This window comes from Halorutilus salinus, assembly GCF_026242195.1.
In the GTDB taxonomy this organism is placed as follows: Archaea; Halobacteriota; Halobacteria; order Halobacteriales; family Halorutilaceae; genus Halorutilus; species Halorutilus salinus.
This window is the reverse complement of sequence record NZ_RKLV01000006.1, coordinates 13112-30743: the sequence shown is the minus strand read 5'-3', so window position 1 is coordinate 30743 and position 17632 is coordinate 13112. Positions and strand designations below refer to the sequence as shown.

General features: G+C 58.8%; 27 protein-coding genes. 12 read left to right on the top strand and 15 right to left on the bottom strand.

All coding sequences use genetic code 11. The features are described from left to right. Nucleotides 1–12: 12 nt before the first annotated feature. Genes EGH25_RS07040 through EGH25_RS07025 form a run of 4 tightly spaced genes read left to right on the top strand, consistent with a single transcriptional unit; the run spans nt 13 to nt 3875 of the window. Complete coding sequence (locus tag EGH25_RS07040; protein WP_266087093.1) at nt 13–1101, top strand: ABC transporter substrate-binding protein; 1089 nt, start codon at nt 13–15, stop codon at nt 1099–1101. Nucleotides 1102–1105: 4 nt separating this feature from the next. Then, the gene (locus EGH25_RS07035) at nt 1106–2188 is read left to right on the top strand and encodes an ABC transporter ATP-binding protein (protein ID WP_266087091.1); all 1083 of its coding nucleotides are present in this window, start codon (nt 1106–1108) and stop codon (nt 2186–2188) included. Further along, nucleotides 2185–3075: an ABC transporter permease gene (locus EGH25_RS07030; RefSeq protein ID WP_266087089.1), complete on the top strand. Its 891-nt coding sequence runs from the start codon at nt 2185–2187 to the stop codon at nt 3073–3075. The genes EGH25_RS07035 and EGH25_RS07030 overlap by 4 nt, the downstream gene beginning before the upstream one ends. Continuing rightward, nucleotides 3072–3875: an ABC transporter permease gene (locus EGH25_RS07025; RefSeq protein WP_266087087.1), complete on the top strand. Its 804-nt coding sequence runs from the start codon at nt 3072–3074 to the stop codon at nt 3873–3875. The genes EGH25_RS07030 and EGH25_RS07025 overlap by 4 nt, the downstream gene beginning before the upstream one ends. An 11-nt stretch (nt 3876–3886) precedes the next feature. Here EGH25_RS07025 and EGH25_RS07020 read toward each other — a convergent pair whose 3' ends face one another. The 4 genes from EGH25_RS07020 to EGH25_RS07005 form a co-directional block, all read right to left on the bottom strand. Continuing rightward, nucleotides 3887–4783 carry a prenyltransferase gene (locus EGH25_RS07020; protein ID WP_266087085.1) on the bottom strand — a complete coding sequence of 299 codons (897 nt, stop codon included), beginning with the start codon at nt 4781–4783 and terminating at the stop codon, nt 3887–3889. 9 nt (nt 4784–4792) lie between these two features. Next, nucleotides 4793–5236, bottom strand: a complete 444-nt coding sequence (locus EGH25_RS07015; protein ID WP_266087083.1) for a RidA family protein — start codon at nt 5234–5236, stop codon at nt 4793–4795. A gap of 245 nt (nt 5237–5481) precedes the next feature. Next, a complete protein-coding gene (locus EGH25_RS07010) occupies nt 5482–5625 on the bottom strand; it encodes a hypothetical protein (RefSeq protein WP_266087081.1) in 144 nt (47 codons plus the stop codon). A gap of 133 nt (nt 5626–5758) precedes the next feature. Next, nucleotides 5759–6883, bottom strand: a complete 1125-nt coding sequence (locus tag EGH25_RS07005) for a site-2 protease family protein (RefSeq protein WP_266087079.1) — start codon at nt 6881–6883, stop codon at nt 5759–5761. Between the two features lie 144 nt (nt 6884–7027). On the opposite strand from EGH25_RS07005, the gene EGH25_RS07000 reads away from it, so the two are divergent. Continuing rightward, nucleotides 7028–7237 carry a hypothetical protein gene (locus tag EGH25_RS07000; protein ID WP_266087077.1) on the top strand — a complete coding sequence of 70 codons (210 nt, stop codon included), beginning with the start codon at nt 7028–7030 and terminating at the stop codon, nt 7235–7237. Between the two features lie 123 nt (nt 7238–7360). Here the strand turns inward: EGH25_RS07000 and EGH25_RS06995 are convergent, their stop codons facing one another. Then, complete coding sequence (locus EGH25_RS06995) at nt 7361–8116, bottom strand: SDR family NAD(P)-dependent oxidoreductase (protein WP_266087075.1); 756 nt, start codon at nt 8114–8116, stop codon at nt 7361–7363. A gap of 257 nt (nt 8117–8373) precedes the next feature. Between EGH25_RS06995 and thiE the strand changes: the two genes are divergently transcribed. From thiE to EGH25_RS06980, 3 genes are all read left to right on the top strand, one after another. Further along, entirely contained in the window at nt 8374–9021 is a 648-nt protein-coding gene (gene thiE / locus EGH25_RS06990; protein WP_266087073.1) for a thiamine phosphate synthase, read from the top strand. Continuing rightward, nucleotides 9018–9851 (top strand): hydroxyethylthiazole kinase, encoded by an 834-nt coding sequence (gene thiM, locus EGH25_RS06985; RefSeq protein WP_266087071.1) that lies wholly within the window; start codon nt 9018–9020, stop codon nt 9849–9851. The genes thiE and thiM overlap by 4 nt, the downstream gene beginning before the upstream one ends. Before the next feature lie 194 nt (nt 9852–10045). Beyond that, a complete protein-coding gene (locus tag EGH25_RS06980; RefSeq protein WP_266087069.1) occupies nt 10046–10369 on the top strand; it encodes a cupin domain-containing protein in 324 nt (107 codons plus the stop codon). Between the two features lie 327 nt (nt 10370–10696). On the opposite strand, the gene EGH25_RS06975 is transcribed toward EGH25_RS06980, so the two are convergent. Then, entirely contained in the window at nt 10697–11851 is a 1155-nt protein-coding gene (locus tag EGH25_RS06975) for an acyl-CoA dehydrogenase family protein (protein ID WP_266087067.1), read from the bottom strand. Nucleotides 11852–12284: 433 nt separating this feature from the next. Between EGH25_RS06975 and EGH25_RS06970 the strand changes: the two genes are divergently transcribed. Next, nucleotides 12285–12557 (top strand): AbrB/MazE/SpoVT family DNA-binding domain-containing protein, encoded by a 273-nt coding sequence (locus tag EGH25_RS06970; RefSeq protein ID WP_266087065.1) that lies wholly within the window; start codon nt 12285–12287, stop codon nt 12555–12557. A 3-nt stretch (nt 12558–12560) separates the two neighbouring features. Next, nucleotides 12561–12992 carry a type II toxin-antitoxin system VapC family toxin gene (locus tag EGH25_RS06965; RefSeq protein ID WP_266087063.1) on the top strand — a complete coding sequence of 144 codons (432 nt, stop codon included), beginning with the start codon at nt 12561–12563 and terminating at the stop codon, nt 12990–12992. Between the two features lie 94 nt (nt 12993–13086). Here the strand turns inward: EGH25_RS06965 and EGH25_RS06960 are convergent, their stop codons facing one another. From EGH25_RS06960 to EGH25_RS06925, 8 genes are all read right to left on the bottom strand, one after another. Beyond that, nucleotides 13087–13539, bottom strand: coding sequence for a type II toxin-antitoxin system VapC family toxin (locus EGH25_RS06960; protein WP_266087062.1), 453 nt, complete (start codon nt 13537–13539; stop codon nt 13087–13089). Continuing rightward, complete coding sequence (locus EGH25_RS06955) at nt 13540–13782, bottom strand: ribbon-helix-helix protein, CopG family (RefSeq protein ID WP_266087060.1); 243 nt, start codon at nt 13780–13782, stop codon at nt 13540–13542. It abuts the gene before it with no gap. 192 nt (nt 13783–13974) lie between these two features. Further along, nucleotides 13975–14367, bottom strand: a complete 393-nt coding sequence (locus tag EGH25_RS06950; protein ID WP_266087058.1) for a PIN domain-containing protein — start codon at nt 14365–14367, stop codon at nt 13975–13977. Then, nucleotides 14364–14591 carry an antitoxin VapB family protein gene (locus EGH25_RS06945; RefSeq protein WP_266087057.1) on the bottom strand — a complete coding sequence of 76 codons (228 nt, stop codon included), beginning with the start codon at nt 14589–14591 and terminating at the stop codon, nt 14364–14366. The genes EGH25_RS06950 and EGH25_RS06945 overlap by 4 nt, the downstream gene beginning before the upstream one ends. Before the next feature lie 179 nt (nt 14592–14770). Beyond that, on the bottom strand, nt 14771–15121 hold the full coding sequence (locus EGH25_RS06940; protein WP_266087055.1) for a type II toxin-antitoxin system PemK/MazF family toxin: 351 nt from the start codon (nt 15119–15121) through the stop codon (nt 14771–14773). 10 nt (nt 15122–15131) lie between these two features. Beyond that, entirely contained in the window at nt 15132–15401 is a 270-nt protein-coding gene (locus EGH25_RS06935; RefSeq protein ID WP_266087053.1) for an AbrB/MazE/SpoVT family DNA-binding domain-containing protein, read from the bottom strand. A gap of 41 nt (nt 15402–15442) precedes the next feature. After that, nucleotides 15443–15610 (bottom strand): hypothetical protein, encoded by a 168-nt coding sequence (locus tag EGH25_RS06930; RefSeq protein ID WP_266087051.1) that lies wholly within the window; start codon nt 15608–15610, stop codon nt 15443–15445. 112 nt (nt 15611–15722) lie between these two features. Beyond that, nucleotides 15723–16064 carry a helix-turn-helix domain-containing protein gene (locus tag EGH25_RS06925; protein ID WP_266087049.1) on the bottom strand — a complete coding sequence of 114 codons (342 nt, stop codon included), beginning with the start codon at nt 16062–16064 and terminating at the stop codon, nt 15723–15725. A gap of 89 nt (nt 16065–16153) precedes the next feature. Here EGH25_RS06925 and EGH25_RS06920 point away from each other — a divergent pair, with 89 nt between their 5' ends. Beyond that, the gene (locus EGH25_RS06920) at nt 16154–16468 is read left to right on the top strand and encodes a hypothetical protein (protein ID WP_266087047.1); all 315 of its coding nucleotides are present in this window, start codon (nt 16154–16156) and stop codon (nt 16466–16468) included. A gap of 160 nt (nt 16469–16628) precedes the next feature. Here EGH25_RS06920 and EGH25_RS06915 read toward each other — a convergent pair whose 3' ends face one another. After that, a complete protein-coding gene (locus EGH25_RS06915; RefSeq protein ID WP_266087045.1) occupies nt 16629–16916 on the bottom strand; it encodes a hypothetical protein in 288 nt (95 codons plus the stop codon). A gap of 114 nt (nt 16917–17030) precedes the next feature. Between EGH25_RS06915 and EGH25_RS06910 the strand changes: the two genes are divergently transcribed. Beyond that, complete coding sequence (locus EGH25_RS06910; RefSeq protein WP_266087043.1) at nt 17031–17369, top strand: winged helix-turn-helix domain-containing protein; 339 nt, start codon at nt 17031–17033, stop codon at nt 17367–17369. Nucleotides 17370–17632 lie beyond the last annotated feature (263 nt).

The window sequence follows — 17632 nt, the reverse complement described above, 5'->3', positions numbered from 1 at the left end:
AGAAGCGTAGACATGACCGGCTCTTCCGAGACGTACAGCAGAAGGGATCTCATAAAAACCGCCGGCGGTCTCGTAGCCGGCACGGGCTTGACAACGGGGTGTCTCGGTGACGGTGGCGAGGACAGACCTCTGCGTGTCTCGCCGTACAGCGGAGCCTACGGGGAGGTGTTCGAGGAGGTGGTCGTAGAGGGTTTCAGGGACGAGTACGGTATAGAGGTGGAGGTGGCACCCGGCTGGGACGAACGTGTAACGGAGCTACGTAGCACCGTTGGATCAGGTGGTTCGGTGCCCTACGATATCGTCGGCGTCGCGGGTCAGAACTACCTGATAGGTATAAACGAAGGTCTTTTCGAACCCGTCAGGTACCAAAACGTCCCGAACGCCGACGACGTCTGGGACTTCATGAGGGGATACAGGACGGACGAGTACGGTGTACCGGGAGAGGCGGGTGTCTCAGGGATAATGTACGATGAAGGAGGACCGTACGCCGAAGGCTGGGACGGACTCCTGTCATCGGATGCACCCGTGGGCATGGACACCGGATACTGGGACGTCTCCTTGCTCGTCACCGCGCTCATGTCGGAAGAGCTTCCGGGTGCGGAGGAGTTCAATCAGCCTGAGGCGCACGAAACCCTCCTGAGCGAGTTTGAGGAGGTAAGCGAGAGGGTCGATGTTTGGTACCAAGGGGGTGCGGAGGTCTGGGAGATAATGGAGCGAGGACAGGTGGATCAGGCGGTGTTTTATTACGCAAGCGGACGAGCGGGGATAGAGAGCCGTGGCTTGGACTACGGCATGGCGATACCCGATACCGCCCCCGCATACTACACAAACTTCTGTGTCACAAAAGGAAGCCCCAACCGCGAGGATGCCGAAAGGTTCCTCAACTACATGCTCCGTGAGGAAGTACAGCGCGAATGGGTGAGCGAGGGTTACTACGTCCCCGCGAACTCGACCGTAGCCGGGGACTATCCCGACTCGGTCGCCGGCGTTTACCCCATCGATGAAGAAGGTATGCGTGGTTTCCTGACGGTACCGGACTGGGAGGGTATAGAGGGTAGCGTAGACGAACTGTCCAACGGGTTCAACGAAAGAATCGCCTGAGGCTATGACCGGAAACCACGAAGCCACCGTCTCTCTGGAGGGTCTGTCGGTCGCCTACGGCGATGAGAGGGCTATAGACGACGTATCATTCGAGGTACACAGAGGCGAGATATTCTGCCTCCTCGGACCGAGCGGGTGTGGGAAGACGACGACACTCAAGACGGTGGCGGGTTTGGAAAGTCCTGACGAGGGCGATGTATACGTACGGGGGAGCCGGGTTACGGACGAACCGGCTTACTCGCGCGATACCTCCGTGGTGTTTCAGGAGTGGGCGCTTTTTCCACACAAGACTGTCTTAGAGAACGTCGAGTTCGCACCGAGGATGGACGGGGAGTCGCGCGAAAGACGCGCGGAGGAAGCACGGTCGGTGATAGAAACCGTCGGTCTTTCTGGAAAGGAGGACGCATACCCTGAGGAGCTTTCGGGCGGTCAGAAACAGAGGGTTGCTTTTGCGAGGTCGCTCGCCGCGGATCCTTCGGTTCTTCTGCTCGACGAACCCCTCTCGAACCTCGACGAGGGTCTGCGGCGCGAAATGCGTCTGGAGATACTGAGGATACACGAGGAGTTCGGAAAGACAACCGTACACGTCACACACGACCAGCAGGAGGCTTTCACGCTCGCGGACCGCGTCGGTATCATGAGGGACGGCTGTCTGATACAGGTAGGTGAGCCATCGGAGGTGTACTCCGAACCCAAGAATCGGTTCGTCGATGACTTCCTCGGTGAGACGACCTTCGTCGAAGGAACCGTCTCGGACGGCTGTATCGAAACGCCCGTGGCAACCTTCGCCGCCGACGCAGAGGACGGTGACGTAGAGGTATCGTTACGCCCTGAGGAGGTCTTCCTCTCGGCTCCGGAACCGTCGCCCGACGGCGGTGGGTCGGTCTCGGGTACAGGAGAGGTAGTAAAAAGGATAGACCAAGGTTCGATTGTTAGGTACCATGTCCACGCCGACAGCCTTGAAGACAGGCTACTGTCGGAGTACAGCGCCCGCGAGGATCCCGGCTTCTCCGAGGGGCAGACGGTCTCGGTGTCGGTCGTCGACGACCCACGGGTTTTCGACGAATCCGGAAGGCGGGTAACGTGAGAGGCTCGTTCCGGTCGTCGTTAGACTTACTCTACGACAAGCTGTCTGGGGTCTCCGCGGGTGCGCTCGTCGTTCCTTTCGTGGTGTTCGAGACGGTGCTGTTTTTGGGCGCAGGGGTCTACCTCCTCCGTGTAAGCCTCGCCGAACCCACGGCGCTCTCTGCGTTTGAGGAGGGTACCTGGACGGTATCGAACTATCTCGACGTGATGACCGACGAGTACCTCATGGGGAGGCTCTCGTACAGCATACGTCTCGGCGCGGTGGTCACTGCGGTTACCGTACCTCTTGGCTTCGTCTACGCCTACGCCGCGTGGAGGGCGGAGGGAAGACGGAAGATAACACTACTCTCCGGTGTTCTGGTCGCCCTCCTGATCTCGATAGTAATAAAGGTCTACGCGTGGGTCATACTCCTCTCCCCGGAGGGCGTTATCAACCGTCTCCTTGTCGGGACGGTCACCGACTCGCCCGTATCCTTGCTGGGGAACAGCTTCGGTGTCGTCGTAGGTCTCGTCTACTCAATGCTCCCGTACGTCGTTCTGACCGTCTACAGCGTCCTGGCTACCCTCGACGAGAGGTCGATAGAGGCGGCGCGTGACCTTGGCGCGGGCAGGCTACGGTCTGTCTATGAGGTTGTCCTACCGGGTGCGGCACCGGGTGTAATAGCGGCTTCGGTTGTCTGTTTCTCATGGAGTTCGGTCGCGTACGCCGCCCCCGTCTTCCTCGGATCTCCGTCGGAGAGAACCGTCGCCGTGGAGGTCGGTCGTCTGTTTACGCAGAGCTTCGACTGGTCGCACGCCGCCGCCTTAGGCGTCATCTCGATGGTCGCCATACTTTCTACGGCAGGCGCTGGTACTTTAACCTACACAGCGTGGAGGAGGTACATGTGAGGCTATTCGACAGAGCCGCAGGCTTCTGTTACAGGCTCGTCTACACCGTCGTCTTTCTCTTCTTCCTCACGCCCGTCGTCGTGATAGCGGCTACGTCGCTTTCGTCCTCGTCACCCGCTTCTTTCCCACCGGAGTCGGTGTCCCTGAGATGGTACGTCGGCTTCCTCGGGGACGGAGGCTGGATCTCTGCGGTGGGTAACAGCCTACTCGTGGCGGCGACAACGTCGGTACTCGCCGTCGCCCTAGGTGCTTCCGCCGCGTACGGTCTGAGGTCGGTCGATGAGGGAAAGAGAAAGCTGGTACTCGCCCTCGCTGTCTTTCCTTTAGCAACCCCGCTGGTGATCATCGCCGTCTCCTTGCTCGTCGTGATGGGTCGCGCACGGGCGGTCGGTTCGTACGCCGCGGTGGTTGTCGGACATACCGTTATCACGGCACCGCTCGCGCTTCTGATAACCTACGGCGCTCTGTCGCGGGTCGACTGGTCGGTGCGTGACTCGGCGCTTGACCTCGGTGCGAAGCCCGTGCGGGCGTTCAGGGAGGCTACGTTTCCACAGATGAGAAGCGCCGTCGTGGCGTCGGCGTTCGTCGCCGCGGTTCTTTCGATGCATGAGTTTCTCATCTCGCTTTTCCTCACCGACTTCACGACGCGCACGGTTCCCGTCCTGACGTGGATGGCACTGAGGAACCGTCTCGACCCCACCGCGAGCGTCGTATCCACGTTACTCGTGGTCGGTGTCTTCTTAGGTCTCGGGATCGCCGCCGCCGCGGTCGGACTCAGCAAGCTCGCGCGTGACCTATAGGCTCGCGGAGGCTACTGTACGAAGATACCCAGCAAGACACCGAGGGAGACGGACGCGGGTGTGGACACCGTCCAGAGGGTATGGTAGAGCAAGGAACGTTCTGTTATATCCGCTTCCGGATCCGTGAGTTCGCTTAGCGGGCGGTAGAGGAGGATCGAAGGTAGCACCGCGAGTAGGACGGTCGGGGAGAAGCCCAGAGCGTAAAGACCGACGACCGAAGCCACCGTTGCGACCGCGACGGCAAGGTATACGTAACCGGCGACCCCGGTGCCGAAGGCTATAGGTATGTTCACGCGTCCGTTCGCGGCGTCAGCCTCTACATCGGGAAACTCGTTCAACAGAAGGAGGTTGAAACAGACCAGAAACATAGGGACGGAGACCAACATGGCTTTCGGCGTTACATCACCCGACTGTACGTAGAAGACACCTACCGTCGGTAAGGCTCCGAGACCGAGACCACAGCTCGTCTCGCCGAGTCCTATACGCGAGAAAACGTCCGTGTACCCGACGACGAGAGCCAGACCGGCGACGAACACGGTTCCTATGGGGAAGAAGCCGTACAGACGCACGAACCAGATCATTATACCGACGGAGACGACGCTGAATACAAAACCCATCTTCCTCGCCGTCGTGTACTCCGCCCTACCGCTTGTCAGGGTGTCGACACCCCCGCTGAAACGCGTCGCCTCCGTGTCCTCGTCTATACCCCTACGGTAGTCGCTGGCTACGTTTATGCTGTTGACAGCGACGTGGGCGGATACGAGGAGAAGGGAGGCAAGAGCCGTGTTAGTAAGGTCGAATCCGCCGGTAGCCAACGAGAGCGACACGGGAACCGACGCAACCACGAGGCTGAATACGAGGAACTCAGCCCTTGCTATCTCAAGATACGTCCTTGCCCTCCGTATCATCGTCACCGACTACCCCAGAACCGCCGTCGCATCCACCTCGACGAGGTAACGCGGCTCTTCGTTGTCGTCGGTCGCGTCGGTTTCACCGTCGACGCCTTCGAAGGTGTCGGCAAGTCTCCCAACCGAAACGAGAGTCGAGACGGGTTTATCACCGTCCCCGAAGCTGTCGAGCAGTATACCGTCGGCGGACAGATACCTCTCCATATCCGTCGTAAACGTCCGTATCCGTGCGACGTCGGACAGAGAGGCCCCTTCGGACGAGAGCGACCGGCGGACGTTTTCCATCACCTGACGTATCTGTGTCCCGATGTCGCCCGCACCTACGATTCTGCCTTCCAAGTCCTTCGGGACGGTTCCTGCAACGAAGACGGTCTTCTCACGGCGTGTAGAGACTACCTGACTGTACGCGGAGTCCACCGGTTCGTACATGTCCTCCGGGTTTGTACGTTCCATCGTACGGTTGTACCCGTCGAGACCACTTAACCGCTCCCAATATTTGATTCAACCTCTCCCGGCTTGGTTCACAGTCGGTGTTGACCCGATAGGAGGATGCCCCGTCGGGCTGTATATCCGGACGTACACGGATCGAACCCGGCTGTGTCCCCCACGCGTAGCTTATCGCCGTGTCACCGTCGGTTAGGTGACACGTACGGTCTTGCTATGCGTGCGGTCTAGCCGGATCCTTACGACGAAACCGGTTAGTCGTCGGCGGGTACGGCTTTTTGACTTTCTTCCTCCTCGTCTATCCGCTCTTTTCTGTCTTCCTTGAACTCCTCCTCCGGCTCTTCCTCAAGCATCATCCGTCTCACTTCCTCCCACCCCTCTGTGCCGTGATAGCACATACCAAACGTAAGTCGTGTGGCTAAATAACCCTTTCGCCGTCGTCGTTCCCGGTTCGGATCGCGGACGATACCGACGGAGTGCGGAGCCTGATACGACAGGGGACTCTGTCCACACCACCGGAGCTGAACGCATCTACACCGAGATCGAGATAGGTACGGGTGTGAAACACAGAACACCGAGAACCAGCGTCAGGACAGCGACCGCCCGGCGTCTCTTACCCACGGAGGACTCGTCTATAGGCGTCACCGTACCTGCCTTGGAGAAGACCAGTGCGAGTACCCCCCAGAACGCCCACAGGAATGCCGACCGACCGCCCTCAAAGACGACGAGGTACCCCGCGAGTCCGAAGAGTGCGACAGGCACCGCCTTCTCGACCATTCCTATCCTGTCGCCGAGGAGGGCACGTGCGACGTGTGCGCCGTCGAGCTGACCGACGGGTATGAGGTTGAGGAAGGTTATGAAAGCGCCAACCCACCCGCCTACAACGACGGGGTTCACCGTCGTGTTACCCCCGTACTCCAGCGTCTGTCCCATAACGGCGGCTATACCACGTATCAGAAGCGGGTACCCCAGCTCTATACTCCGGGCTACCGTGGAACCCGCGACCTCGACAGGCGGTAGGGTGACACCGACGGCGGTAACGACGACGGTGGCTGTGAGTCCGAACAGGGGTCCCGCCACACCTATGTCGAAGAGCGCGCGACGTCTCGGTATGTTGTCCCTCATGCTTATGACCGCGCCGAAGGTGCCTATCGCGTTCGGAACGGGTATGAAGTAGGGTAGAGAAGCCTCGACGTCGTGGTACCGTGTCAGAACGTAATGTCCGAGTTCGTGTACCGCCAGTACGCCCAGGACGGAGACAGCAAAGGGCCAAGCCGACAGTAACGAAGGGAGACCCTTGGACAGGTCTACGCCGTACCATCCTGCTCCCGCGAAGAGAGTGGTACCCACGGTGGCGAGAAGCAAGGCGACGTTCTTCCACGGCACCCCGTCGACCGACGTCTGGCGTTCCTTGGCTATCAGGGCGTACTCGCCCTTCGAGTACCTGATATCGATCCTGTAACCGTTCCTCCTGAACGCCGGCGCTACCGACCGGAGTACCTCCTCCCTGTCCTGTAACGGCTCCCCGTAGTAGACCGCACCTTCCTGTGTCTCCTCGACCTCGTACACCTGAAACGAGTCCGACATCGACCCCGGAGCGGGTAGGGATCCGGGAAGACGAGCTCCTGATCCGGGCGAACGACGGGCTTCCGTCATCGTGTATACTAAAGTACGCGCCCGGTTAGTCCTGTCCATGTCACCTCTTCCCACACCGACAGGTGGGTCTGAGCCGTGTACGGATCGCCCGCGCATCCAAGGTATATGGGTAGAGTTTAGTTGTCTCAGGTCGTATATCAACTGATGTCCGAGTACGAGCTACCGGGTGAGGTGTACCGTGGAATGGTACAGACCGCTCTTATCTTCAGCGTGCCTGCGCTGGTAGCTTCGAACGTAGGCTTCCTGTACGCAGACAGCGCCTACGCCGCCATCGGTGTTATGCTGGTTGCGTTCTCCGGGATAGCCCTCGTTTGGTACAGACGCGGGTACCTCAACACCGACGAGTGGGAGTGAGTTTACCGTACGGCGGGCGGTTTACTACGGATAGAGGCTGATAGCTTCGTATAGAGCGCCGGCTTAGGCGGGAGTGCCGTGGTACGGAGGTACTCCAAAAATACCGTCCCGAACGCCCCCGTGTCAGCGCGCGAGTAGTCCACCCTCGACCGGAAGCGGGTGACCGTTGACGAACGACGCCTCGGAGGAAGCCAGCCAGACGACGGCGTCCGCGATCTCTTCGGGCTGAGCCATCCTTCCGAGCGGCTGCTCCTCCGTAATCTGGTCGACGGCTTCGGGGTGCTCCTCAAGCGAACGTTCGACCATAGGTGTTCTAACGACACCGGGACAGACCGCGTTGACCCGAACCCCTTCGTCACCGTACTCGACAGCCGCCTGTCGTGTTAACCCGACCACACCGTGCTTGCTGGCGACGTACGGTGCCGGACCGTCGCCCGACAGCCCCGCGATGGACGACGTGTTGACGATAGCCCCGCCGTCGCCCTCTACCATCGCCGGGATCTCGTACTTCATGCCGAGAAAGACACCGGTCAGGTTTATACCGAGAACCTCCTCCCAGCCCTCAGCCGACTGTTCGACGAGCGGTGCACCGTCTCCTTCAATCCCGGCGTTGTTGTGAGCGATGTCCAGCCCTCCGTATGTTTCGACGGCGGCGTCGACCATCTTCCGGACGTCGTCCTCGTCCGTAACATCAACCTCGACGAATGTGGCTGTTCCGCCCTCGGACTCGATGGCTTCGACCGTCTCCGCACCGCCTTCTACGTCGATATCCGCAACGACGACCGACGCGCCTTCGTTTGCCAGACGTTCCGCCGATGCGCGCCCGATACCCGAACCCGCACCTGTGACGACCGCGACATCGTTCGTAAGCCTGCTCATTCTATACCACCCCGTGTTGACTTAGTCGCCATAGAAGAGCCGTCCATCTCTGCTATATTTTACCTTACGTTTCTGTCCGGTATCTATGTTCAGCTACGACCATCCCGGTCAGCTTATCGACGGCGAGGGCGGAACAGCAGGGGTAGGGACGGGGATCCGGTTGGGAAACCACGGTCACCACCTAATCCGGAGCGATCGACCTGTTCCCCAAATCTTCGAGTCAAAGCGTCTTAGTCGTACCGTCGGGTACTGTACCTATGAACGCGAAAAGCTGGCGAACGTACCTCGTGACACAGGAGTCTCTCTCCAGCAAGAAAACTACCGTCGAGGTCGCTTCCGCCGCGATCGACGGCGGCGTAGACGTCGTTCAGCTCCGTGAGAAAGATACCGACGCCGGATGGCGCTACGAACTCGGTCTCGAACTGCGCGAACTCACCGCCGAAGCGGGCGTCGCACTCCTCGTCAACGACAGGATCGATATCGCACAGGCGATCGACGCCGACGGCGTCCACCTCGGGCAGTCTGACCTTCCCGTCGGGGTCGCACGCGACCTGCTCGGAACCGAGGCGGTCATCGGCTGTTCGACATCGACGGTTGAGGAGGCTACCGAAGCCGAAGCGAATGGAGCGGACTATCTCGGCGTCGGTGCTATCTACGGTACTGACTCGAAGAAGAACGTTCCCGAGGAGAAGAACGGAACCGGACTCGGGCTAGTCTCCGAAATCACCGCGTCTGTTTCGATTCCCGTCTTCGGAATCGGGGGCGTCACAGCCTCGAACGCGCCGTCGGTTGTTGAGGCGGGTGCAACAGGCGTCGCCGTGGTTAGTGAGATAACCGGGGCAGAGAACCCGGAAACCGCGGCGCGGGGGTTAGAAGCCGCCGTCTCCGAGGGAGGGAAGCGATGACTGACGAGATAGAAGCCACCGGCGAGGCGCTCGCGAGGTCGCTAGCCGAGGTTCGTGAAGCCGAGCCTCTGGTACAGCAGCTGACGAACGAGGTGACGAAGAACGATCTGGCGAACGTCACACTCAGCTGGGGCGCTTTACCGGTGATGGCGGACGCGCCCGGAGAGGCACCCGAAATGGCGGAACTCGCGGGCGCGATACTCCTCAACACCGGTCGGATGACAGAGTCGAACGTCGATGCGTTACACGCCGCGGGTAAGGCGGCTAACGGGTTAGACGTCCCTGTTGTCCTCGACCCCGTCGGTGCGGGGACAACGCCAACCCGGAAAGAAGTTCACACGAGCTTACTCGAAGAGGTTGAGTTCGACGTTATCAACGGTAACTACGGCGAGATAACGCATCTGGCGGGAGAGGAGGCGGATGTGAAAGGTGTTGAGTCCGTCGGTGAGTACGAGGAGGTGACGGGGTCAGCGCGGGCGCTCGCGGAGACGACCGGCGCTGTGGTCGTCGCCTCAGGTGTCGAGGATGTTGTCGCCGGATCCGACCGGGTCTACCGCGTACGTGCGGGTGACGAGATGCTCTCGAAGGTCGTTGGAACGGGATGTATGCTCGGGGCAACCCTCGCGGCGTTTTCCGGCGGTCTTGAGGACGGTCTTTCCGCCGCCCTGCACGGAACTCTCGCCTACGGACTCGCGGGCGAACATGCGACCGACCTAGAGTACAACGGACCGGCAAGCTACAGTGTGAACCTCCTCGACAGTATCGCCGGCTTCACACCGGGGGTTGCGGAGGAACTCGACCCGACCGACCGTATTGAGCGCGTTACGTGAGCGGTGACCGTGTCGGTCGTGGCGTACACGCGAGGCTGTCGAGGTGGTAGGATGAAGTAGGCATCCACGATCCTACGCGAAGCTGTAGGCACAGGAAGCTCCAAACCCCCGTTTCGTACCTTCATGTATAGAGCGTACGATACAGCCCCGATGTCAGCCAGTACTCATAAGTATGCTGACCTGTTAATATAGACGTGGAGCTATTCAACGTAAGCGACGTAGTAGACGAAATCGGAGAGGGAAAAGAATCAGCCGAAACCGTCCGTGGCGAAGCTGTTAGTCTTGAGGTAATGAGGTTTGAGGAAGGCGATGAGGATCAGATGCACGCACACGCAGAGGACGAGGTCTACCATATCGACACCGGAACCGCGAAGATCAACGTAGAGGGGGAAAGCACAGAGGTTTCGGAGGGGGACGTAATCCATCTCGAACCCGGAACCGACCATCGGTTCCACGGCTTCGAGGACGAACTCGTAATGACGGTTCTTTACGCGCCGGCAAAAGGTTCGACTGAGTAGGGTAGATTCCGGATCGTACGCGCCGAACGGCTGTCGGTGGATCGATGGCTCCCTGTCTCACGGATCCGTTCCCGTCGACCGACGGCTGTTGTTAACCCTTCTCGGCAGTCTGTGTGACCACACTGATAGGTGCGGATCAGGTATAGATCAGCACAGGTTCGGTGGGTTTCCGAGGTTGAAGCAGAGGAGTTCCCAAGCTACGATACCGAAGCCGACTATCGCTAGTATTACGAGTATGCTTTTTAGATTCATTTTAGGGTACCGGTATACCTTCCCGAACCGACGTGAGGGCTACCGAAAGCCTGTTCGTGTCATGTGGTTTGATCTCTACCACCGGTTCTGACTGTAGATCAGGTTGCGCTGAACCTCGTTCGCACCCTCGTATATAACGGGTATCCTCACGTCGCGGTAGACGCGTGAGATCCTGTTTTCGGTAAGTACCGACCGTCCTCCGTGTAACTGCATACCGCGTTCGGCACACATGTCTGCCGTCTCGGTCGACTTTACCTTCGTCATCGAAGCCCAGAAGCCCGCGTTGTCGTTCTGTTTGACATGATCCGCGGCTTCCCAGTTCAGTGTGCGTGCGGCGTTGAACTCGGTTATCATGTCGGCGAGCGTGTGCTGGACAGCCTGGAACTCGTTCACGCCACGGTCGAAGGCGTTCCTGTCGTGTACGAAGTCGCTCGCCTCCTCTATCGCCGCCGCCGCCAGACCTATTCCATGTCCTCCTACCATCACCCTTCCGGAGTTGAAGAACTCGGCGAGCATGTAGAAGCCGTTGCCCTCGTTTCCGATTATGTTCTCCTCAGGAACACGTACACCGTCAAACTCGATGCGGGCTTGCTTCGAGGCACGGAAGCCTATCTTCTCCGGTATATGTTCGGCGTCGTATCCGTCGGTGTCGGTCGGGACGGCGAAGAGCGAGAAGTTACCGTACCTGTTGTCGGGGTCGTCACCCGTCTTCGCATAGACCGTCACCCAGTCGGCTTCGACACCGTTTCCGACCCAGTACTTCTCCCCGTTTAGAACCCATCCGTCGCCGTCCTTCTCCGCGGTCGTCTCCATGCCGGCTAGGTTCGATCCCGTCTCGGGTTCGGAGACGGCGAGTCCCGTGATCTGTTCGTTCGCGGCGAGGGGACGGAGGAACCTTTGCTTCTGTTCCTCGGTTCCGTGTTTTTCTATTATCTTGGCACCGAAACTCGCGAGCTGGAGCGTGAGCCCTATACCCGAGTCAGCCCTGTGGAACTCCTCCGTGATAGCGAGTATCTCGTGTATGTCGAAGCCACGACCGCCGTACTCCTCGTCGACGCCCTGTGACACGAGACCCGCGTCCATACCGGCTTCAAGCACATCCCATGGGTACTCCGCGGTCTCGTGGTACTCCGCGGCGTTGGGTTCTATATGCTCCTGTGCGAACTCCTTTGCCTCCTCCTTCACACCAACAGCGTGGTCAGGGACGGGGGATTTGGAAAGCAGGTTCATCGGTTGTACTTCGTTCTGCAGGATAATCAGACTGGTTATTCCGAAGCACCGATACACGCCGTACCCTCACGGATCCGAGGCTGGGGTCGGGCGAAGTCCTTCGTTACGGGGCGAACACCCGACACTAGCCCTCGTGCTTCTCCGCGCCGACGCGGAGCTTGATCTCGTCGTCTACAACGTCGGGGTTACGGGTTGTGCGTGATTAACCGTTGCTACCTGTACCCGTTTTTTCACAGTATATCGACCGTCCGGCGTTTCAATCACAGATAAACGGTGGGCTACGTAACCGGTACGTCGTTAACCCGGCTCCGCGGGCGGTAGAGCGCAGGGGCGACGCGGTGAAGAGACGAACGCCGTTCGGCTGGATACGTCAAACCCGGTGCGGGTCTTAGTGCACCGGTTAGTTTAAGTCCGAGAGGTAGTTATACAGGGTGTGAGCACGGGAAACACAGACAAGAAGGTGGGGTCGGGGGCGGTTTCGGGTAACCAGGCTTCCATACCAGCGGAGATACGCGAAGCCGCGCATATAGAGGACGGCGACAGGATTCGGTGGTACTGGGAGGATGGCGAGCTACGCGTCGAGGTAATACGTCAGAGGAAGAACGTCCTTCCTGACGGATTCGACGGCTTCGAATCTGAAGGGGGGTCGGTCGACCACGACGAGGTGGGCTTGGAACCGGCGGGCAGGATCGACACGGGTGACTGATGGATGCAGGAAGCCCTTGTCGATACCGTCGTCCTGTACGGCGCGCTGAACAGACAGGACCCTTACCATGACGACGCGTTACCTATCTTCAGACGGATGGACAACGGCGACCTACCCGTCGGTATCGTCCTGGACTTCGTCTACGCCGAGACGTTCAACGCCATGACGGGTTCGTTGAGCCACGACGACTGCACGGAGGCGGCTGATATACTCGAAAGAAGCGGCGGTTTCAGGATGGAGCGCACGAACCGTGAGGTTTGGACGAACGCACACGACGTGTACCGCGGTAACCCACATCTCTCTTTCGTGGACTCTGCTCTCGTCGCCTACGCGGGCGTGGAGGATGTCGACTACATCTACTCGTTCGACACCGGCTTTGACTCCGTCGACGACCTGAAACGGATTAAGTCCGACGCTAACCCGTACTCGGCGTGAACGAGCACGGTTCTTCAACGAGGTTTCTCTCTTGTTACTCACACTTTACAAAGCTGTCCGGTCTTTTGACTATAGATGAACGGTAACCGCAATACTATTCCGGGTAGGGGATTCTGTTCAGACCGAGGCTTTCGAAGTCGCCGTCGTATGCTAAGACGTACTCGACGGTTTTCTCTCGTGCCTGGACACCTACCGTGTAGTCGGTGAAGGATACGGCTTCGTTTCCTTCGAGGAACTCCTCACCTGCTTTCTTGAAGACGGCGTCGTCGACAGAAAGGAGCTGTATGACCTCGGACTCAGTAATAGCTTCATACGCCTCGGTGGCTTTCCCCCTGTCTGCCTTGTACAGAAGAAGCGTAACAAGCTCATCCACCACGTACTGATTTGTGTATAGGGGTCGGTATTGGAGTTCGGATAGCAGTTGCTTGAAGAAAGTCTTCACCTCGTCGTGTTCCTCCGTGTCGGGATCGAAGTAGGGGAAGAGAGCGCTCGTGTCGAGGAACAGTCCCGTAGGAACTTCGACCTTCGGCTCAAATCTCTCTATCATCTACTCTCCGTAGATGTATTCGTCAGTCTTTTTGGCGGTCTTCTCGTCCGCACCGGATTCACCAACGTCTACTTGAAAGAACGGGTCGTTGAGGTCTATCTCCTCGTGTCGGCTGGTGTACTCGTTAGCCGCCTCCCTTAGCAACTGTTTCAAGGACTTGTCTTCCTTCTCAGCTATCCGTGCCAGCCTCTCGTACTCTTCTTCCGGAAGCTCGGTCTGAACCACCTTCTCCGAACTTGACATGTTTATGTACAGTTACATGTTTATGACAGATAACGGTTTGGGTGGAATGTGGACTGTCGTACCTTCCGTGTCTTTCGGCGAAGCCCTCCATCTGACCTCAACGGTTCTGTACGTGACCTCCGAAGGGGACGACGACCGAGTTCGGATGTGTCGGTGGTTTCGCTCATCTTGGATGGGACTGGTACTTGATTCTTAGTACGTCTCGACTTCGAGACCGGGAACAGTCCCGAAGTCGTCGGTGTCGGCGGTGACAAGCGGTTCATCGTACTCCAACGTGGTTGCGGCGACGAGAGCGTCGACGGTACCGATCGCCCCGTCCTCCCTCTGTAGCTCGCCCTCTATCTTTCCTGCGCGACGCGCTATCGACGGCGTCGTGGGTTCGAGAGGTAACGAGGGGACGACGCTCTCTATACGCTCCCTGTTTTCGTCCGTCTGCACGCCCTTACCGACTCCGATGTACAGTTCGTACAGGACGACGTGCGGTACGCGCCGAGGGCGACCGCTTGACTCTATCTCACGCGCCTTCTCGGTTGCCGCATCCACGCCGTTCTGTACGTCGATAAGAAAAGATGTATCGAGAATCAACCTTCGCCTATCTCCTTCGACTCCTCCACGTCGGCTTCGCGGCTCTCTTCGATAGCCTCGCGTACCTCGTCGGCTTCCTCGTCGCTAAGGGTTCCTTCGAGGTCGAGCAACGACGAACCGCCCGTGAGACGGTCGATAGCCTCCGAGAACGTCTCGTCGTCGCGTTTCCGCGAGCGGACGCGTTCGTACACGTCCTCGTCGAGACGGACGGTCTTCGTTCCCATGTGTATACGTCGTATACAAGATTACTTAACCCTGATGGTGGGGTTGGTCGACGCGTACCCGCGGAGGGACGCGAAGCCGCGCGGTTGGGTGTAGCGGAGAAGCCGTGCGTCGTCGTTCGGGTTCATTGTCGGGCTACCGTCCTTCCCGGTACCCGGACGGTCTGTTACCCTGTGTTCACCTATAGACCGAGACTGTCCTTGATCGCCGTATCGATCCTTGTCATCCGCGCCGACGGAACCGAGCCTATCTTTTCCTTCACACGCGCTTCGGTATCGACAACCCGTATCTGACTCAGGTCGGCGACGGAGTCGTGATCGAGAGCCGTTTCCGAAGACAGCACCTCTACCTCAAACGGGTACACATCGTCGGGGTCGTACCTCTTGGTGAAAGGCGCGACGACCGTGGTAGGTGAGAACCGGTTCCCGACATCGTTCTGGATGACGACACAGGGTCTGGTTTCCCCTTCTTGTTCGCTTCCCTTCGTGGGGTTCAGTTCGACCGTGACGATATCACCACGGCGTATCTTCACATGTTCCACCTCAGTCGTCCCGGTCGGGTGCCTCTCCGAGTCGGTCGGTTGCTTCCGACGATGCCTCGTCCATCTCCTCGGCAATCCGTCGGGATCGCTCGGCGCGTTTCCGGTAGCCCTCAGCCAGACGCTCGTCGTCGGTCGGCGGTTTGATGAGAATCTCGTCGTTGACCTCGACGAACTTAACCTCGTCGCCGCCTTTGATACCACGGCTGTCACGTAGTTCCTTGGGGATGGTGACCTGTCCCCTGTCACCAACCTTTCGTCTGTGCTCCGACATATCTATACATATATTTTTCATACTCATATAGATGACGGTGGCTATACTGTGTGTTTGGAAGACCGCGGGTGACGAGACGGTGGCGGGAACGGCGTCAGCGGCACGTTGAGACGCGGGTGGCATGGATTGAAGTAGTACTCGCGGTTGGGCGGTTCGAAGAAGCCGCGGATCGTCCCCTGCGCCTCGGTAAGTTCATGACGCGTCCCCATGACGCCGACGGACTCCGTGAGACGTTCAGATGTGTATCTTTATTCGAGACACGGTTCGGTCAGCCGGGTAGCCGGTTCCTTGGCGCGTGTACGGCACCGTCGGGATACGAGCTTACTCACCGGCGTTGTTGAGCGCGCTGTTGAACTCGAAGAGCTGTCGTATAACGTCGCTGTCCGCGACGCGGTACCTGCGGGGCGACGTTTTCGGTACCTCCTCGATGAGCCGGGTCTCGATCAGGAGGTCGGTGTAGTTCCCGACCGTCTGACGCGTAACGCCTGCATGCTCGGCGAGTTCGGTTTTGTTGAACTCACGGTTCGGCGGCAGATCGAGTAGCGCATCAACGAGTACGGGAACCGCGTCGTGTTGGGTGAGGTAGAGCCATCCGCTGGGGTTCTCCATACGGAGTTCCTTCTTTCGCTCGTTGTCGGTTTCCGCGTGCTCAGTACCGCTCATACAGTAGAAGGGTACCCTGTGTGTATAAGCGTTTCCACTACTGTAAACGGTTATTAACACTTATGCGGGAGCGGCTTCTCATCGGCACCATGGAGAAGCCGTCGGTAATCTGCGCGCTCTTGGCGACGATGATAGCGAAGCACCGGTGGGGGACGCCGATAACGGAGGAAGCCCTGCTCATTCTCTCAGCCATTGACGGCGACTACCCGACCGCGCGTGAGGTCTACGACGATCTCCGAACGGGGGCTTACGTAACCTACCGCGGGAACCGTGGTATAGAACTCGACAAGAGCAACTTCGACGAACTCGCCGAGGTTCTGTACCACGACTGCGGCTGGGAAGCCTGGGAGATAGAAAGCCGTCTTAAGCAGTATGAAGGTCTCGATGACCATGACTGGGCGTAAGGGAGTATACGCAGATTCCCGGCGTTTCTTGGTTCTGAGTTCCGTCGGTAGGGGATATCCACAGGTTCGGAGGTAGTTAGGCGCGAGTAGCATGGGGGGACGGCTAGTGGCGCGGTTGGGCGGTTCGAAGATGGGGTAAACACGGAAATTTCCCCGCGAACTATACACCGAACGGAGGGCTACCACCAAGCTCCTCCACGAATCCCTTACCGTCCTCGATACCCGTGAGACGGACGTTGTCGCGCGAACCGCCATAGGCTTCGAGAGGAACGTCTGGATCCTTGATTAGCTCTCGTATCAGCTTTTCGGCGCGTTTCTCGTTGTGGGTCGCCACCCATCCTTTGACCGTATCGACCTGTTTCTTGTGGGATCCGAGGACCGTCTTCCGTAGCATCTTGTTGACGATTTTGAGAGCGAGTTCGCGGTCATCCTCGTCCTCGATATCCATCTCAGCATCTGCTCGTACGGAGCCTACATTAAAACTTGTGTAATTCAAGTAACAAACTCTTGTTTCAACAACAAGTATTATGTACTTCATTACCTTAGGAGTAACTGAGTAGCCATGTCAGAAGCAGAAACCAAGGGCGATACGGAACCCTACGCCGAGGACAGCGTACTCACGGCGGTATTCGGGAACCACGCGGAGCCGAAGATACTCGCCGCGCTGTTGAGCGAGCCGGATCAGGATATGAACGTGACCCGGATCGCGGAACTCGCGGGCGTGTCGAGGAAGACCGTCTACGAACACCTCGACCGGTTCGTGGAACTCGGTCTCGTCGAACAGCCGCGCGAGGTAGCCGGAAGCAAGATGTACGTCATCGACACCGAGGACGACGCCGCCGAGAAGCTCGCTGATTTCGAGTGGGGGATGATCGACCGCGTGGCGGAACTTCGGGAGTAGTTCCGTGTCTTTCGGCGAAGCCCTCCATCTGACCTCAACGGTTCTGTACGTGACCTCCGAAGGGGACGACGACCAAGTTCAGCTGTGTCGGTGGTTTCGCTTATGTTGGATGAGATTGGTGCTTGAGTCGTAAAAGGGTTCGTACGGGTTCTGTCAAAGACACCCACCATAGCTGGCGGCTATGTCATCTTCTCCGCCGTTTGCGGCGGGGCTCGTCGGTGGACTCCTGTTCAAGCTCCAGACCGGAGTGGACGTTGGACAGA

What these genes read in the sequence shown, in the direction of transcription:
- EGH25_RS07040 (WP_266087093.1), top strand. Translation starts at nt 13, where the DNA reads ATGACCGGCTCTTCCGAGACGTACAGCAGAAGGGATCTCATAAAAACC.
- EGH25_RS07035 (WP_266087091.1), top strand. Translation starts at nt 1,106, where the DNA reads ATGACCGGAAACCACGAAGCCACCGTCTCTCTGGAGGGTCTGTCGGTC.
- EGH25_RS07020 (WP_266087085.1), bottom strand. Translation starts at nt 4,783, where the DNA reads ATGATACGGAGGGCAAGGACGTATCTTGAGATAGCAAGGGCTGAGTTC.
- EGH25_RS07015 (WP_266087083.1), bottom strand. Translation starts at nt 5,236, where the DNA reads ATGGAACGTACAAACCCGGAGGACATGTACGAACCGGTGGACTCCGCG.
- EGH25_RS07010 (WP_266087081.1), bottom strand. Translation starts at nt 5,625, where the DNA reads ATGTGCTATCACGGCACAGAGGGGTGGGAGGAAGTGAGACGGATGATG.
- EGH25_RS07005 (WP_266087079.1), bottom strand. Translation starts at nt 6,883, where the DNA reads ATGACGGAAGCCCGTCGTTCGCCCGGATCAGGAGCTCGTCTTCCCGGA.
- EGH25_RS07000 (WP_266087077.1), top strand. Translation starts at nt 7,028, where the DNA reads ATGTCCGAGTACGAGCTACCGGGTGAGGTGTACCGTGGAATGGTACAG.
- EGH25_RS06995 (WP_266087075.1), bottom strand. Translation starts at nt 8,116, where the DNA reads ATGAGCAGGCTTACGAACGATGTCGCGGTCGTCACAGGTGCGGGTTCG.
- thiE (WP_266087073.1), top strand. Translation starts at nt 8,374, where the DNA reads ATGAACGCGAAAAGCTGGCGAACGTACCTCGTGACACAGGAGTCTCTC.
- thiM (WP_266087071.1), top strand. Translation starts at nt 9,018, where the DNA reads ATGACTGACGAGATAGAAGCCACCGGCGAGGCGCTCGCGAGGTCGCTA.
- EGH25_RS06975 (WP_266087067.1), bottom strand. Translation starts at nt 11,851, where the DNA reads ATGAACCTGCTTTCCAAATCCCCCGTCCCTGACCACGCTGTTGGTGTG.
- EGH25_RS06965 (WP_266087063.1), top strand. Translation starts at nt 12,561, where the DNA reads ATGCAGGAAGCCCTTGTCGATACCGTCGTCCTGTACGGCGCGCTGAAC.
- EGH25_RS06960 (WP_266087062.1), bottom strand. Translation starts at nt 13,539, where the DNA reads ATGATAGAGAGATTTGAGCCGAAGGTCGAAGTTCCTACGGGACTGTTC.
- EGH25_RS06955 (WP_266087060.1), bottom strand. Translation starts at nt 13,782, where the DNA reads ATGTCAAGTTCGGAGAAGGTGGTTCAGACCGAGCTTCCGGAAGAAGAG.
- EGH25_RS06945 (WP_266087057.1), bottom strand. Translation starts at nt 14,591, where the DNA reads ATGGGAACGAAGACCGTCCGTCTCGACGAGGACGTGTACGAACGCGTC.
- EGH25_RS06935 (WP_266087053.1), bottom strand. Translation starts at nt 15,401, where the DNA reads ATGTCGGAGCACAGACGAAAGGTTGGTGACAGGGGACAGGTCACCATC.
- EGH25_RS06930 (WP_266087051.1), bottom strand. Translation starts at nt 15,610, where the DNA reads ATGGGGACGCGTCATGAACTTACCGAGGCGCAGGGGACGATCCGCGGC.
- EGH25_RS06925 (WP_266087049.1), bottom strand. Translation starts at nt 16,064, where the DNA reads ATGAGCGGTACTGAGCACGCGGAAACCGACAACGAGCGAAAGAAGGAA.
- EGH25_RS06920 (WP_266087047.1), top strand. Translation starts at nt 16,154, where the DNA reads ATGGAGAAGCCGTCGGTAATCTGCGCGCTCTTGGCGACGATGATAGCG.
- EGH25_RS06915 (WP_266087045.1), bottom strand. Translation starts at nt 16,916, where the DNA reads ATGGATATCGAGGACGAGGATGACCGCGAACTCGCTCTCAAAATCGTC.
- EGH25_RS06910 (WP_266087043.1), top strand. Translation starts at nt 17,031, where the DNA reads ATGTCAGAAGCAGAAACCAAGGGCGATACGGAACCCTACGCCGAGGAC.